14 protein-coding genes and 1 pseudogene are annotated in these 14,339 nt (G+C 70.1%); 8 read left to right on the top strand and 7 right to left on the bottom strand.

Annotated elements, in window-relative coordinates:
• Position 1: 1 nt before the first annotated feature.
• Genes ACFP3H_RS13665 through ACFP3H_RS13655 form a run of 3 tightly spaced genes read right to left on the bottom strand, consistent with a single transcriptional unit; the run spans position 2 to position 2,227 of the window.
• The gene (locus ACFP3H_RS13665) at positions 2 to 1,201 is read right to left on the bottom strand and encodes a cation:proton antiporter (RefSeq protein ID WP_378605041.1); all 1,200 of its coding nucleotides are present in this window, start codon (positions 1,199 to 1,201) and stop codon (positions 2 to 4) included.
• 4 nt (positions 1,202 to 1,205) lie between these two features.
• Positions 1,206 to 1,688 carry a cation:proton antiporter regulatory subunit gene (locus tag ACFP3H_RS13660; RefSeq protein WP_378605038.1) on the bottom strand — a complete coding sequence of 161 codons (483 nt, stop codon included), beginning with the start codon at positions 1,686 to 1,688 and terminating at the stop codon, positions 1,206 to 1,208.
• Positions 1,689 to 1,747: 59 nt separating this feature from the next.
• Positions 1,748 to 2,227 (bottom strand): cation:proton antiporter regulatory subunit, encoded by a 480-nt coding sequence (locus ACFP3H_RS13655; RefSeq protein ID WP_378605035.1) that lies wholly within the window; start codon positions 2,225 to 2,227, stop codon positions 1,748 to 1,750.
• A gap of 163 nt (positions 2,228 to 2,390) precedes the next feature.
• Between ACFP3H_RS13655 and ACFP3H_RS13650 the strand changes: the two genes are divergently transcribed.
• Complete coding sequence (locus ACFP3H_RS13650; protein ID WP_378605032.1) at positions 2,391 to 2,726, top strand: STAS domain-containing protein; 336 nt, start codon at positions 2,391 to 2,393, stop codon at positions 2,724 to 2,726.
• Between the two features lie 79 nt (positions 2,727 to 2,805).
• On the opposite strand, the gene ACFP3H_RS13645 is transcribed toward ACFP3H_RS13650, so the two are convergent.
• The gene (locus ACFP3H_RS13645; RefSeq protein ID WP_378605029.1) at positions 2,806 to 3,843 is read right to left on the bottom strand and encodes an LLM class F420-dependent oxidoreductase; all 1,038 of its coding nucleotides are present in this window, start codon (positions 3,841 to 3,843) and stop codon (positions 2,806 to 2,808) included.
• A gap of 149 nt (positions 3,844 to 3,992) precedes the next feature.
• On the opposite strand from ACFP3H_RS13645, the gene ACFP3H_RS13640 reads away from it, so the two are divergent.
• The 3 genes and pseudogenes from ACFP3H_RS13640 to ACFP3H_RS13630 all read left to right on the top strand — a co-directional run bounded on the left by ACFP3H_RS13640 (position 3,993) and on the right by ACFP3H_RS13630 (position 7,005).
• Positions 3,993 to 4,652 (top strand): cyclodeaminase/cyclohydrolase family protein, encoded by a 660-nt coding sequence (locus tag ACFP3H_RS13640; protein WP_378605026.1) that lies wholly within the window; start codon positions 3,993 to 3,995, stop codon positions 4,650 to 4,652.
• A 278-nt stretch (positions 4,653 to 4,930) separates the two neighbouring features.
• Positions 4,931 to 5,320 (top strand): annotated as a pseudogene (locus ACFP3H_RS13635) (L,D-transpeptidase); the annotation flags it as partial.
• A 188-nt stretch (positions 5,321 to 5,508) separates the two neighbouring features.
• On the top strand, positions 5,509 to 7,005 hold the full coding sequence (locus ACFP3H_RS13630; RefSeq protein WP_378605023.1) for a DUF8176 domain-containing protein: 1,497 nt from the start codon (positions 5,509 to 5,511) through the stop codon (positions 7,003 to 7,005).
• 93 nt (positions 7,006 to 7,098) lie between these two features.
• Here the strand turns inward: ACFP3H_RS13630 and ACFP3H_RS13625 are convergent, their stop codons facing one another.
• Positions 7,099 to 7,950: a bifunctional 5,10-methylenetetrahydrofolate dehydrogenase/5,10-methenyltetrahydrofolate cyclohydrolase gene (locus tag ACFP3H_RS13625; protein WP_378605020.1), complete on the bottom strand. Its 852-nt coding sequence runs from the start codon at positions 7,948 to 7,950 to the stop codon at positions 7,099 to 7,101.
• Between the two features lie 177 nt (positions 7,951 to 8,127).
• On the opposite strand from ACFP3H_RS13625, the gene ACFP3H_RS13620 reads away from it, so the two are divergent.
• Positions 8,128 to 9,186 (top strand): putative protein N(5)-glutamine methyltransferase, encoded by a 1,059-nt coding sequence (locus tag ACFP3H_RS13620; RefSeq protein WP_378605017.1) that lies wholly within the window; start codon positions 8,128 to 8,130, stop codon positions 9,184 to 9,186.
• Positions 9,187 to 9,237: 51 nt separating this feature from the next.
• On the opposite strand, the gene ACFP3H_RS13615 is transcribed toward ACFP3H_RS13620, so the two are convergent.
• Together ACFP3H_RS13615 and ACFP3H_RS13610 are read right to left on the bottom strand one after the other, a co-directional pair.
• Positions 9,238 to 10,065: an SDR family NAD(P)-dependent oxidoreductase gene (locus ACFP3H_RS13615; RefSeq protein ID WP_378605014.1), complete on the bottom strand. Its 828-nt coding sequence runs from the start codon at positions 10,063 to 10,065 to the stop codon at positions 9,238 to 9,240.
• 33 nt (positions 10,066 to 10,098) lie between these two features.
• Positions 10,099 to 11,673, bottom strand: coding sequence for a succinic semialdehyde dehydrogenase (locus tag ACFP3H_RS13610; protein WP_378605011.1), 1,575 nt, complete (start codon positions 11,671 to 11,673; stop codon positions 10,099 to 10,101).
• Positions 11,674 to 11,821: 148 nt separating this feature from the next.
• Between ACFP3H_RS13610 and ACFP3H_RS13605 the strand changes: the two genes are divergently transcribed.
• The 3 genes from ACFP3H_RS13605 to ACFP3H_RS13595 all read left to right on the top strand — a co-directional run bounded on the left by ACFP3H_RS13605 (position 11,822) and on the right by ACFP3H_RS13595 (position 14,316).
• The gene (locus tag ACFP3H_RS13605) at positions 11,822 to 12,502 is read left to right on the top strand and encodes a TetR/AcrR family transcriptional regulator (RefSeq protein WP_378605008.1); all 681 of its coding nucleotides are present in this window, start codon (positions 11,822 to 11,824) and stop codon (positions 12,500 to 12,502) included.
• A gap of 69 nt (positions 12,503 to 12,571) precedes the next feature.
• Positions 12,572 to 13,273, top strand: coding sequence for a response regulator (locus tag ACFP3H_RS13600; RefSeq protein WP_378605005.1), 702 nt, complete (start codon positions 12,572 to 12,574; stop codon positions 13,271 to 13,273).
• A gap of 35 nt (positions 13,274 to 13,308) precedes the next feature.
• Positions 13,309 to 14,316: a HAMP domain-containing sensor histidine kinase gene (locus tag ACFP3H_RS13595; protein WP_378605527.1), complete on the top strand. Its 1,008-nt coding sequence runs from the start codon at positions 13,309 to 13,311 to the stop codon at positions 14,314 to 14,316.
• The last annotated feature ends 23 nt before the right edge of the window (positions 14,317 to 14,339 follow it).

The following is a 14,339-nucleotide window of genomic DNA, read 5'->3' as shown; positions in this document are numbered from 1 at the left end:
CTCACTCCGCGAGCTGGTCGACCTGCACCCGCTGCTTGCGACCGACGGTCATCCGCATCACCGGTTCCACGACCCGCGCGCCGATCGGGCCGATGATGGCCATCAGCAGCACGTAGGTGGTGGCCAGCGCGGCGAATTCGCTGGGCACCGCACCGGCGGCCACCGCCAGACCGGCGATGACGATCGAGAACTCACCGCGCGCGACCAGGGCGGTACCCGCGCGGGCTCGACCCAGTTGCGAGGCGCCCGCGCGTTTGGCGGCCCACCAGCCCGTGGCGATCTTGGTGACCGTGGTGACCACCGCCAGCAGCACCGCCCACCCCAGCACCGGCGGGATACTCGCCGGATCGGTGCTCAGGCCGAACAGCACGAAGAACATCGCCGCGAACAGATCGCGCAGCGGTTCGAGGATCTTGGTGGCGTCGTGCGCGGTCGAATCCGAGATCGCGATGCCGAGCAGGAACGCGCCGACCGCCGCCGAAACCTGTACCGCCGAGGCGATTCCGGCCACCAGCAGCGCCGAACCGAGCAGTTTGAGCAGGAAGATCTCGCGATCCTCACTGGCCACGATGGCCGAGACGTACTTGCCGTAGCGCAGCGCGATGACCAGCACCAGGGTCACCGCGATCAACGCGATGCCGACGGTGGTCATGCCCGCCATGAACCCGACACCGGCGAGCACCGCGGTGAGCACCGGCAGATACACCGCCATCGCCAGATCCTCGAACACCAGGATCGACAGGATCGTCGGCGTCTCCCGGTTGCCGAGTCGACCGAGGTCGTTGAGCACCTTGGCGACGATGCCCGAGGAGGAGATGTAGGTGACGCCCGCCATCGCGATCGCGCCGGTGGGGCCCAGACCCAGCATGAGCGCCACGATCACCCCCGGCGTGGCGTTGAGCGCCAGGTCGAGCAGACCCGCGGGCCAGGACTTGCGCATCCCGGTGACCAGTTCCCCGGCGGTGTACTCCAACCCGAGCAGCAACAGCAGCAGCACCACGCCGATCTCGCTGGCGATGTGGATGAAGCCGTCCACCTCGTGCAGCTCGACCAGTCCACCCGTGCCGAACACCAGACCGCCGAGCAGGTAGAGCGGAATCGGCGAGAGCCCGATCTTGGCCGCGATCCGACCCAGCACACCCAATCCGAAGAACACCGCGCCCAGCTGGATCAACGCCATCGCGGTCGCACTGACATGCATGGGCTCAGCCGTCGGTCAGGATCGAAGCGGCGGCATCGAGTCCGGCGGTGGTGCCGACCACGACGACCATGTCGCCTGCCGCGAACACGAACTCGGGTCCGGGCGAGGCCGAGACCTGGCCCGCGCGCAACACGGCCACGATCGAGGCGCGGGTCTTGGTCCGTAGCTCGGTGTCGCCCAATCGCCGTGCGGCATAGGGCGAATCGGCCAGCACCGGGATCGAGCGGGTGCTCACGCCGTCGAGTTCGCGGTGCTCCTCGCGCAGCTGCGCGACCAACTGCGGCGCGCCGAGCAGGCTGGCCAGCGCACGGGCCTCCGACACCGACAGCGGGATCTGGACAGTCGAATCAGGGTCGCCGACCCTGGTGAAAATCAGGTCGGTACCACCGTCGCGGTGGTCGACGATGCCGATCTGCCGGTCCACCTTCGAGAGTGAGAACTCTTTGCGGACACCGATTCCCGGCAGGGATGTCACTTCTACATTCATGGGATCACCTAACCTCAGCTAGGGATACCTTACCTGCCCTTTACCAATCGCATGGATTGTCAGCCCGCGCCCAGCAACCGTCCAGCCGCGTCCAGGCCCTCGTCGGTACCGACCACAACGACGAGATCGCCGGGGATGAACGTGAAATCGGTGCTCGGCGACGGGGTGACCTCGCCGGCGCGCACGACCGCGACGACCGAGGCCTTGGTGCGGGTGCGCATCGCGGTGTCGCGCAACGGACGTCCGTCGAACGGGCTGCCGCGATCGATCGCGAACTGTCGGGTCGACAGCTCCCCCGCACCGTGCGTCTCGCGGGTCTTCTGCACCACCCTCGGGGCGCCGAGCAGCCCGGCCAGCACGCCGATCTCGGTGTCGGACAACGGGATCGAGGTGGTCGTGTCGTAGTCGCCCGCGCGCGAGACGACCAGATCGACCGACCCGTCGCGATGCTCGATCACGCCGATCCGTCGCCGCGCCTGTGCCAGCGGGAAGTCCTTGCACACGCCGATCCCCGGTAGCGGCGTCACTTCGATGTTCACGCCCACACAGTACGACGCGGACCCGCCGACATCGGCCCCAACCCTGCCCACCGACCCGACCTGCCCGAACGTCACGTCGCGACGGGTTGCGTTCTCGGGCGAAGTTGTGTGTTGTTGAACGGTGACCAACTCTTCCGGAGACGCGTATCCACTCACGGACACGATGACCACCACGACGGCGGTACACGACGGCGTCACGGTGCTGACGGTGACCGGCGAGGTCGACCTGGCCACCGCGCCCGCCCTCGACGCCACCATCGAGGCCATCCTGGCCGAGAAACCGGCGGCGCTGGTGATCGACCTGACCGCGGTCGGGTTCCTCGCCTCGGCGGGCATGGCGACCCTGGTCGCCGCGCACCAGCGGGCGGGCGAGACCACCTCGATCGCGGTCGTCGCCGACGGCCCGGCCACCAGTCGTCAGCTGAAGATGACGAGCCTGGACCAGGTGTTCGCCATGCACACCACCCTGGCCGCCGCCTTGGCGTCGTTCACGTCCTGACACCACACGAACGCGCCGCCACCGGGAACCCTCCCGGCGGCGGCGCGTTCGTCGTCTCAGCGACTCGGGGTGCGGCGACTCAGCACAGGGCGCGCAACTGCTCGATCAGCTTGACCCGGCCCGCCGCGTCCTCGGCGATGGGGGTGACGTTGAGCGTGGTGACGCCCGCCTCGGCCATCGCGGCGATGCGCTCGCGCACGAAGCTCTCCGGTCCGATCAGCGACACGTCGCGGACCAGCTCGTCGGGCACGGCCGCGGCGGCGGCCTGCTTGTCCCCGGCCAGGTACAGCTCCTGGATGCGGTCGGCGGCCGCGCCGTAGCCGTACTTGGTGGCCAGGGTGTGATAGAAGTTCTTGCCCTTGGCGCCCATGCCGCCGATGTAGAGGGCCAGGTGCGGCTTGACGAATTCGAGCAGCGGCGTGACGTTCTCGCCGATCGCCAGCGCGGGGCCGGCGAAGATGTCGAGCTCGCCCAGCGACGGGTCGCGCTTGGCCTTGCCCGCGGCCAGCGCGTCGCCCCACACGTCCTTCGCCTTCTCCGGCAGGAAGAAGATCGGCTGCCACCCGTTGGCGACCTCGGCGGCCAGTTCCACGTTCTTGGGGCCCAGCGCGGCCAGCAGCACCGGAATGTCGGCGCGCACCGGGTGATTGATCAGCTTGAGCTCTTTGCCGAGGCCCGTGCCGCGATCGGCGGGCAGCGGGATCTGGTAGTACTTGCCCTGGTAGTTGAGCTTCTCGCGCCGCCACACTTTACGGCAGATCTCGAGCAGTTCGCGGGTGCGTCCGATCGGGGCGTCGTAGGGCACGCCGTGGAAGCCCTCGATCACCTGCGGGCCCGAGGCGCCGATGCCGAGGATGAACCGGCCGTCGGAGACGTAGTCCAGGCCGGCCGCGGTCATCGCGGTGAGGCTGGGCGTGCGGGTGTAGAGCTGCAGGATCCCCGAGGCCAGCTGGACCCGTTCGGTGCGGGCGGCCAGGTAGCCCAGCGCGCTCACCGCGTCGAACGAGTACGCCTCGGGGACGAAGATGATGTCGAGCCCGGCGTTCTCGAGGTCGGCGACCTCGGCCGCCGTCTCCTTGAAGCCGCTCGAGTAGTTGATGCTCAATCCGATCCGCATCGGTCCAACATAGCCCCGGCCCCCGAGGCACACCCCGACCGGTCGGTCTGTGCGATGCGGTGCTGGTCGCGCGGGGTGAATCCGGGGGCGCACGGTAGCGTTGACGGTGATTCCACGCACTTCTCGCCGCATCGAAAGGCCACCACGTCGTGTCGCAGCCCACCGTCTCGCCGCAGCAGATCGCCCCCTCCTTCGGTTCGGTGACCTTGGAGCACTATCTGTCGCAGCTGGCCGCGAAGCTGCCCGCCCCCGGCGGCGGCGCGGTGGCCGCGCTGCACGCCGCCCAGGCCGCCGCGCTGGTGGCGATGGTGGCGCGCTACACCACCCGCGCCAAGGACGAGGTGAACCGCCCGGTGATCGATCGGATCATCGAGGCCGCCGACAAGGCGCTGGCGCGCGCGCTCGAACTCGCCGATGCCGACGCGGCCGCGTTCACCGCGGTCGGCGCGGCCTACAAGCTGCCCAAGGGCACCGACGACGAGCTGGCCGCCCGCACCGCGGCGATCAACGCGGCGCTGGTCGAGGCGGCCCGGGTGCCCGCCGCGGTGGTCGACGAGGCCGACGAGATCCTGTGCCTGGCCGCCGAACTGTTGCCGATCGGCAATCCCAACGTGGTCACCGATATCGGCGCCGCCGCCGACGCCGCGCGGGCCGCGGCGATGAGCTCGCAGCTCAATATCGAGATCAATGTGGCCTCGCTGCCCGCCGAACTGGGCGATCCGTTCGCCGCGGCCCTGCTGCGGGTCGACACCATCGCCGCGCGCGCCGACGGCCTGCACGGGGACGTGCTGCACGCCGTTCGCGGCTGAGGGCGCCCCAGGTCTCGAAGCGGAAACAATCCGCGAGTGCTCCGACCAGGGTGAACGCAAGTCGACACACCGTCGCCCCTGATGCCCGTTATCACTCCGTGAGGTCGATTCGATCTTGGCGGCCTAGACTTGGTTTCCGCCTACGAGTGAGTGAAGGGGTGGCGTTTATGAGGAGCGCATTTCGTTTCCTGTTCGTCGCGATCATGGCGGCCCTGTTGGCCGCATCCTGGTCGGGAGCCGCGTCCGCGGATCTGATCGGAGGACAGCGCACCCAGTACGGCGGTGGCACCTATGCCGTCGCGGACCTGACGAACCACACGTTCACCGTGACCGCCAACGGCGAGACCCGTGTGATGCCCGCGTCGATGGGCAAGCCCGGTTTCGAGACGCCGACGGGCACGTTCAGCGTGTTGGAGAAGGACCGTGCGGTGGTGTTCGATTCGCGCACCATCGGCATCCCCCTGGAAGACCCGGAGGGCTACATCATCGACGGTGAGTACGCCGTGCGACTGACGTGGGGTGGGGTCATGGTGCACTCCGCGCCGTGGTCGGTGGACTCGCAGGGCAACGCCAATGTGAGCCACGGTTGCATCAACCTCTCGGCCGACAACGCCGCCTGGTACTTCGAGAATGTCGGCATCGGCGACCAGGTCTACATCCACTGGTGAAGATTTCCCACGTGGCATTCGGCGAACCCGCCGTCAGGGCAGTATCGTGCCCGTAACGAAATCGTTGCGGGACATACCCTGACGGCGACGAGCCTGATGAAGGTGGGGCGATGGATCGACCGGAAGCGCACAGACCGATCGGGGCTCGACAGCAGGACCCGGGATCGGCCGGTGCTCCGTCCGCCGCGGTGACTCCGATCCGGCGCGCCCGTGACCTGGGCGCGCCGCGTCCGCGTCGCCTCACCGAGCAATCGGTCGGCGGTGCCCGGCACCGCATCGAGGGCGGTCCGACGACACCCGCCGGCATTCCGATCATCGCGTCGGAGAGCGAGCGAGAACCCGAGTACGACAACGTGGTTCCGATCGACGCCGCCTACCCCACCGACCGCCTACCGGTGGTGGGCGGGAAATTCGATCCCGGTGCGCGCCACAGTCTTCCCGACGCCGCCGACGAGCCGGAGCCGTTCGCCGCCGAGCACGATCGCCCCTTCGCGATCGAGGACAACGGCCCCGACACCGACGAGTTCCCGATCGTCACCCCCGACCTCTGGGACGACACCTCCCACCCCGTCACCCCGCGCCCGGCCGCACACCGCGCCCCCGACACCTTCCCCCCACACCTCACCCTCGACCTCGACTTCGACACCCCGAACCCCGCGTACGGCACGGTCCCCCCGGCCCGCCCGGCCGACCGGTACAGCACCGACACCTTCGCCGCCGTACCGACGATCGACGGCCGACCCACCGACACGTTCCCCCCGGTCGCCGATCCGTACCGCGCCGACGCCCGCACTGCCGCGCCGACCATCGATAGCCGAACCACGGACACGTACCCCCCGGTCGCCGACCCCTACGGCGCCGATGCCGCGCCGACAGTCGGCCGACCCACCGACACCTTTCCGCCGCGCCCGGCCGCTGATCCCTACGGTGCCGATTCCTTTTCCGCCGCGCGCAGGCCCGCCGACACCTACCCGCCGCGTTCGTCGGCTGATCAGCGGGAAGCGGAGACGTTCCCGCCACGCGCCACGCCTGCCGAGGACGAGGCGCGGACCTACCCGCCCCGTCCGACGGCCGACGCGGCGGACGAATCCTCGCGCACCGCACCGGATTACGGGCGCGACGACGAGGCGTTCGCGCGCATGATCGACCGGTCGCCGCGACGGCGGGTGCCGTTGTGGATCGCGCCGTTGGCCGCGTCGGTGGCCGGTGCGGTGCTGATCGGTGGCACCTATCTCCAATTGCGTGGTCCCGCACCGGAATCCACCGCGGCGAGCACGCCGCTGAGCGCGCCCGCGGTGAATCCGCTCGCGAGCCAGTGCCCCACGGTCGAATCCGGGAACACGGTGCGCGGCAACGGGTCCGGCGGCACCGATTCCGGCGTCGCGGCGATCCTGGCCTTCCAGCACGCGTATTACGTCGCCCGCTCCGGTGATCAGGCGCGCACCCTGCTGGCTCCCGATGCCGTGGCGCCGCCCGCCGACGCCATCCAGGCCGGGATCGACGCCACCCCGGTGGGGACCGGCCACTGCGTGGAGATCACCTCGATCACGGTGCCGGGACAGTACCGGGTCACCGTCACCGTGTACCCGCCCGACGCCGTCCCCTACAGCTACTCGGCGCAGCTCGTGGAGACCGCCGCCGTCGGCACCAAGACGTTGATCACCGCGATCGCGCCCGCGCGCTGACCGAACACTCGGTCCGCGTCAGGAGCCGGGCACTCATCAGCCGCTGACCGGACCCGACCTCGAGACACTGAGGTCGGGCTTCGGCAATGGTGGTCAGGCGCGGGCGTTCTCGGCCGCGACGACCACGTGACGCATGAGCAGCGCGGTGGTCACCGGCCCGACACCGCCAGGCACGGGGCTCAGCGCGGTGGCCTTGCCGAGCACCGAGGCGGCCTCGACATCGCCGACGATGCCACCGTCGGCGGCCTCGTTGGTGCCCACATCGATCACCACGGCGCCCTCGCCGATGTGCTTGCCGGTGACCAGTCCGATCCGGCCGGCCGCGGCGACCACGATGTCGGCGGGGGTGGTGACCGCGGCCAGATCCGCGGTGCGCGAATGGGCGACGGTGACGGTGGCGTTCTCGGCGAGCAACAGCTGTGCCAGCGGCTTGCCGACGATATTGGAGCGGCCGACCACGGTGACCAGGCGGCCCGGCAGCGCGATGCCGTGATGCTTCAGCAGTTCGACCACGGCCTCGGAGGTCGCGGGCACGAAACCGGGCAGACCCGAGGCGAGCAGGCCGAGCGAGAGCGGGCTGACCCCGTCGACATCCTTGCTCGCGGCGATCGCCGAGCTCACATCGTCGAGGTCGACCCCGGCGGGCAGCGGGGTCTGCAGCATGATCGCGTCGGTGGCCGGGTCGGCGCTGCGCGCGTCGAGTTCGGCGCGGATCGTCTCGGCACTCGCGTCGGCGCCGAGATCGATGCGCTCGCAGGCGATCCCGAGCCGTTCGGCGGCCTTGCGCAGCGAGTTCACGTACCAGGCACTGGCCGGGTCGTCGTTGGCGACCACCAGCGCCAGGGTGGGCGCGGTGCCCGCGGCGGTGAGCGCGGCGGCGCGCTCCTTCGAGTCGGCGTTGATGGCGGCGGCGAGTTCCTTGCCGGTCAGCGAAGCGGTATCCACGATGAGTCACCTTATCCGCCGCCACCCCCACCCCCCTCCGCCGGGCCGCGAGGCGCGCAACCTCCGACGCGGACCCCGGCCGACGCGCGGGACCTGGTCGGGGTCCGGTGCGACGCGTGCGCGCGACCGTAGGGTGATGTCCGCTCCGTCCCGCGCCCCGCCACCGCCGACGCGGAGGTGACCGCGCTCTACAACTCCGCGCAGCAGCACTTCACCAACGGTGACGACGTCGCAGGCCGCGCCGACCTGCGCGCCCTCATCGCCGCCGACCCCCACGACACCGAAGCCCTTGCGCTGCACGCCATCCGGTCGCACTACGCCGGTGACACGGCCGCCGTCGGGGACGCGCTGACCAGGCTCGGCGGCCTCGACCCGGCCATGGCGGCGGGCACCCACGACCGGTTCGCCCCGAAAACCGTTGGCCGGGCGCGAGACAATCAGAGGATGAGTTCATCCGTACTCGCCGACGTGGTCGGCGCGCTGCGCCGCGCGGGGTGTGTGTTCGCCGAGGACGAGGCCGCCCTGCTGCTCGACGCGGCGGCGGGCGATCAGCACCGACTCGACGCGCTGGTCGGGCAGCGGGTGTCGGGCACCCCGCTCGAATATCTGCTGGGCTGGGTGGAATTCCGTGGCATGCGGGTGCGGGTGCGCCCCGGGGTCTTCGTGCCGCGTCAGCGCACCGCGTTCCTCGTGGAACAGGCGGTGATCGCGACGACGGCGACGCGAGTCTGCATGGTCGACCTGTGTTGCGGCTGCGGGGCTCTCGGGTTGAGCGCGACCACCGAACTCACCGCGCGCGGGTGCGCCGTCGAACTCGTCGCCGCCGATATCGACCCGGTCGCGGTGGCGTGCGCGCGGGAGAATCTGGCGGCGCTGCACGCACCGGTGTTCGGCGGCGACCTGTTCGACGCGCTGCCCGGCGATCTACGCGGCCGCGTCGACCTCCTGCTCGCCAACACCCCGTACGTGCCCAGCGCGCGGGTCGCGCAGCTGCCGCCGGAGGCGCGCGAATACGAGCCGCTCGTCGCCCTGGACGGCGGCGAGGACGGCCTCGATGTGTTCCGTCGGGTCGCCGCGGGTGCCGCGCAGTGGCTCGCGCCCGGCGGTCGGGTCCTGGTGGAGATCGGTGCGGGCCAGGTGGAGACCGCGTGCGCGGTGCTCACCGCGCACGGTCTGGCATCCCGGGTGGCGCGCTCGCGCGACCACTACGCCACGGTGGTCATCGGCACCCCCTGAGCACGCGAAACGCCCCCGCCGAACCGACGGGGGCGTTCGCGCACCGAGTGCCTACTTGCGTCCGGTGAACTGATCCATCGAGTGGTACACGCCCACCGCGTTGAGGTACAGATCGCGCACCTTGATCGGCAGCAGGCCGGTCAGCGCCCGGTTCATCCGCGAGGTCCACGGCATGACCACCAGCGCGCCACCGTTCTTCATCTCCGTCCAGGAGGTGTCGACGACCTCGTGCTGCTCGAGCATCGGGGTGAACAGGATGCCCTTGGCCCCGTCGAACATGCCGGTGTTGATGTAGGTGGGACAGACCGAGGTGACCTTCACGTGGTCGTGGCCCGCCTGCTCGAGCTCCAGGCGCACCGAGTCCGACCAGCCCAGCGCCGCCCACTTCGAGGCCGCGTACACCGACATGCGCGGGTTGGCGACCAGCGCGGCCGAGGACGCGATGTTGAGCACGCGCGCCTGCCCGGCGCCGGCGACCATGGCGGGCAGGAACTCGAGGGTCACATACATCGGGGCCAGCGAGTTGATCGCCATCGTCTTGTCGATGTCGGCGCGGTTCTCGGTTTCCCAGAAGTAGGTGTTGCCGCGCACGATGCCCGCGTTGTTGATCAGGATGTCGATGCCGCCGACCTCCTTGCGCACCGCCTCACCCGCCGCCCGGATCGAGTCCTGCGAGGACACGTCCACCACGTAGTGGTGCACCTTGCCGCCCGCGGCGGTGAGCTGCGCGGCGGTCTCGCGCAACGCGATCTCGTTGATATCCCACAGCACCACCGCGTCGGCGCCCTCGGCGACCGCCTTCTCGGCGAACAACTTGCCCAGACCCATGGCGGCGCCGGTGACCAGCACCCGCTTGCCCGCGACCGTTTCCAACTTCATCTGACGACTACCTAACCCCTGCTCGATTTCCGACTACTTCTGGCGCAGCGTCTTCATGACACCGAAGACGACCGTCATGGTCTTGGCCCACATCTGCTCGGACATGCCGGGCAGCGGCGCGATCGGCAGCACCCGCTGGACCGCGACGGTCTGGGTGTCGATGTACTTCAGCAGGCCCTCGGGTCCGTGGCGACGGCCCTGACCGGAGATGCCGAGCCCGCCCGAGGGCGCGTCGACGCTGCCCCAGGCGGCGCTGAAGCCCTCGTTGATGTTCACCGAACCGGCGTTGATGCGCACCGCGACGGCCTTGGCGCGGTCGACATCGCGGCTCCACACGCTGGCGTTGAGGCCGTAGGCGGTGTCGTTGGCGGCCTCGACGGCGTCTTCGTCGGAGTCGACCTTGTAGACCGAGACGACCGGGCCGAAGGTCTCCTCGCGGTAGACGGTCATGCCGGGCGCGACGTCGGCGAGCACGGTGGGCTCGTAGAAGTACTGGCCCAGGTCCGGGCGGGCGCGGCCACCGGCGAGCACCTTGGCGCCCTTGGCGACCGCGTCGTCGACGTGGGCGGTGACGGTGTCGAGCTGACGCTGGAAGGTCAGCGAGCCCATGTCGCGGCTGTAGTCGAGTTCGCCACCGAGCGACATGTTCTTGACGTTGCCGACGAACTCGGCGACGAACTGGTCATAAACCGCGGCGTCGATGTAGATGCGCTCCATCGACTCGCACAGCTGACCGGCCGAGGAGAAGCACGCGCGCACAGCCAGTTTCGCCGCCTTGGAGACATCGGCGTCGGCCAGCACGAGCAGCGGGTTCTTGCCGCCGAGCTCGAGGGAGTAGCCGATCAGGCGCTCACCGGCCTGCTGGGCGATGGTGCGACCGGTGGCGCTGGAGCCGGTGTAGTCGACGTAGTCGGCGCGCGCGATGACCTCGCCGCCGATCTCGCGACCACGGCCGAGCACCGCCTGCCACAGCCCGCGCGGCAGACCGGCGCGCTCGGCGGCGTCGATGGCCCACAGCGCCGACAGGGCGGTCTGGTTGTCGGGGCGCGCGATGACCGCGTTGCCCGCGATCAGGGCGGGCAGCGCGTCGGAGGCGGCCAGCGCGAGGGGGTAGTTCCACGGCGAGATGACCGCGACGACGCCCTTGGGCCGGTTGTGCACCTCGACCGAGGTGAGCACCGGCAGCACGCCGCGCGGCTTGCGGTCGGCGAGCAGCTTGGGCGCGACGGTGGCGTAGTAGCGCGAGTTCAGCGCGACGTCGGCGACCTCGTCGAAGGCGTGCGGCCGGGACTTGCCGGTCTCGGTCTGCACGATGTCGAGGATGGTGTTCTGCTCGGCGAGCAGGATGTCGTGGAAGCGACGCACGATCTCGGTGCGCGTCTTGACCTCGACCTTGGCCCAGTCGCGCTGCGCGTGGCGGGCCACGGCGAAGGCGCGCTCGATATCGGCGATCGAGGACTGCGGCAGGTCGCCGATCTTGTGACCGGTGGCGGGGGCGAAGACGGGGACCGACGGGGCGCCGCCGGCGACTCCGCGATCGAACAGGGGCTTGACCAGGCTGGTGGGCAGCGCGGTCGGTTCGGCGGTCAACTCGGGGGCGGTCGTCATTGTCGGCCCTTCTCCTCAACGAAAGTGTCGCGCGCAAGCGGGTCGCGCAGGTTCAGATTATTTGCTGAACACTAGTGTTAGATTAATCCGTGCGCCCTGGTTCGTGTCAAGCTTTCAGTGCGCGTGCGCCGAGGGTGAGGAGGTGTCGATGACCGAGGAAGCGACGGCGGTACGTCGTGGTCGTCCGCCGCAAACCCAGGAGCAGGCCGAGGAAGTGCGCGCCCGGATCGTGGACGCGACCGCGGCGGTGTTCGCCCGGCACGGCTCGCGCGGATTGAGCGTTGCCCAGATCATCGAGCAGGCGGGCCTGGCCAGACCCACGTTCTACCGTTATTTCGGGAACGCCGCCGAGCCGCTGCACGCGGTGCTCGAGGTGTCCAACGACGGGCTGGTCGGCGGGATCGGCGCGGCGCTCGAGGGCACCGACGAGCCCGTTCAGCTGGGTATACGCCTGATCGACGCCTATATGGACTGGGCGCGTGGGCACGGGCCGATGCTGCGCCCGCTGTTCGCCGAACTGCACGACCCGAGCTCGGTCGTGTCGGCCTATCGCGAACGCGCGATCGAGGACATCCGCGCGCTGGTGCGCAAATCCTTCGACGAACTCGGTCGCCGCCCACCCGCGCCGCTGGACCTGGACGCGGCCCTGCACGTGTGCGAGTACATCGTCTACCGGCTGGCCGCCGGCACCGAGCCCGGCGAGGATCCCGATCCGGTGCTGGCCTCGGAGGCCCGGCTGACCATGATCCGGGTCCTGCTGGTCACCCTCGGCACCCGCGACGACCTCGCCTACGCGATGGAGCTGCCCGGAATCTTCCCGGACGTCTGAGCCCACACCCACACAGAATCTCCACATTCGGGCGCACATCCCTCCACACGGCCTCGCTAGGGTCGCACCATGGAAAACAGTGGGGGCGGGTCCGGTCCGGCGGTTCGCCGGGTCCTGGTGGTCGACGACGAGGTGACGATCGCGGAGTCGGTGGCGGCGCGGTTGCGGGCCGAGGGTTTCGTGGTCGAGCTGGCGCACGACGGTCCGGCCGCGGTGGCGGCGGCCGCGGCGACCGCACCGGACCTGGTGGTGCTCGATGTGATGCTGCCGGGCTTCGACGGGCTCGAGGTGTGTCGCCGGATCCAGGCCGCCCGGCCGGTGCCGGTGCTCATGCTCACCGCGCGCACCGACGAGACCGATCAGCTGGTCGGGCTGGGAGTCGGCGCGGACGACTATCTGACGAAACCGTTCTCGATGCGGGTGCTCGCCGCGCGGGTGCACGCGCTGTTGCGTCGGGTGGAGCGGGCCGCCGAGCGCGGCGACAGCAGCATCGTCGTCGGTGACCTGCGGATCGATCTGGCGCAGCGGCGGGTGTGGCGCGGGGTCACCGAAGCCCGGCTCACCCCCTTGGAATTCGATCTGCTGACCCGGCTCGCGCAACGGCCGCGCGCGGTGTTGGCCAGGGAACGCCTCCTGGAGGACATCTGGGACTGGTCCGACGCGGCGGGCACGCGCGCGGTGGATTCCCACGTGAAAGCGTTGCGGCGCAAGCTCGGTGCCGATCTGATCCGCACCGTGCACGGTGTCGGGTACGCCCTGGACGCGCGATGATCACCCGCGAACACGGGGTGCCCGTGCCGACGGTGATGGACCGGATCGCCGATGTGCTGCCGCGTCCGCTGGACCGGTTGCGCTCGATCAAACTCAAACTGGCCGTGCTGATGTTGTGTTCGGGCGGGGTGGCGTTCGGGTATTTCCGGTGGCAGATCGGCTGGTTGCCGCCGCGCACCACGCTCGCCGCGTTCGTGATCGCGCTGATCACCTCGCAGTTCCTCGCGCACGGCATCACCCGCCCGCTGCGCCAGATGACCGCCGCCGCACGCCATATGGCCCACGGCGACTACAGCTTTCGGGTGCGGGCGTCCTCGCGTGACGAGGTGGGTCAGTTGGCGACCGCGTTCAATCAGATGGCCGCGGATCTGGCCGCCGCCGACCGTCAGCGCCGCGACCTCATCGCCAATGTCTCCCACGAGCTGCGCACCCCGGTGACCGCGTTGCACGCCGTGCTCGAGAACCTCGTGGACGGGGTGAGCGAACCCGATCCGGCCACCCTGCGCACCGCGCTGGCCCAGACCGAACGGCTCGGACTGCTCGTGTCCGAACTGCTCGATCTGTCCAGCATCGAAGCGGGCGCGTTCACCCTGGATCGCGAAAACCTGCCGGTGGCAACACTGTTGGCGCAGGTGATCGCCGAGGCCGAGGTGATGACGGCCGCGCTCGGACGCGGGGTGCGGTTCACGACCTCGGTCGAACCCGCCGACGCCGTCGTCTACGCCGACCGCGCACGGCTGCACCAGGTGCTGTTCAACCTGCTCGACAACGCCGCCCGGCACGGGCCCTCCGGCGGCGAGGTGCGGGTCTCGGTGACGGCGCGACCCGAGGCCACCGTGCTCGAGATCCAGGACGAGGGCCCCGGCATCCCGGAAGCCGAGCGCGCCACCGTCTTCGACCGTTTCACCCGGGGCGGACGCACCGACGGCGGCGGCACCGGCCTCGGCTTGGCCATCGCCCGCTGGGTGATCGACCTGCACGGCGGCACCATCGCCGTCGCCGACCCCGGCTCCCGCATGCGCGTGGTCCTGCCACCGCACTGACCCACACCGACCACTTCCCGAGA

The organism is Nocardia lasii (genome assembly GCF_042658545.1).
GTDB lineage: Bacteria > Actinomycetota > Actinomycetes > Mycobacteriales > Mycobacteriaceae > Nocardia > Nocardia lasii.
The sequence above is the reverse complement of the archived record's forward strand: the minus strand, read 5'-3'. Positions and strand labels throughout refer to the sequence as shown.

Coding starts and splice junctions, on each gene's coding strand:
- ACFP3H_RS13645 (WP_378605029.1), bottom strand. CDS start 3,843: ATGCGGATCGGATTGAGCATCAACTACTCGAGCGGCTTCAAGGAGACG.
- ACFP3H_RS13665 (WP_378605041.1), bottom strand. CDS start 1,201: ATGCATGTCAGTGCGACCGCGATGGCGTTGATCCAGCTGGGCGCGGTG.
- ACFP3H_RS13600 (WP_378605005.1), top strand. CDS start 12,572: ATGGAAAACAGTGGGGGCGGGTCCGGTCCGGCGGTTCGCCGGGTCCTG.
- ACFP3H_RS13605 (WP_378605008.1), top strand. CDS start 11,822: ATGACCGAGGAAGCGACGGCGGTACGTCGTGGTCGTCCGCCGCAAACC.
- ACFP3H_RS13615 (WP_378605014.1), bottom strand. CDS start 10,065: ATGAAGTTGGAAACGGTCGCGGGCAAGCGGGTGCTGGTCACCGGCGCC.
- ACFP3H_RS13650 (WP_378605032.1), top strand. CDS start 2,391: ATGACCACCACGACGGCGGTACACGACGGCGTCACGGTGCTGACGGTG.
- ACFP3H_RS13660 (WP_378605038.1), bottom strand. CDS start 1,688: ATGAATGTAGAAGTGACATCCCTGCCGGGAATCGGTGTCCGCAAAGAG.
- ACFP3H_RS13595 (WP_378605527.1), top strand. CDS start 13,309: ATGGACCGGATCGCCGATGTGCTGCCGCGTCCGCTGGACCGGTTGCGC.
- ACFP3H_RS13610 (WP_378605011.1), bottom strand. CDS start 11,673: ATGACGACCGCCCCCGAGTTGACCGCCGAACCGACCGCGCTGCCCACC.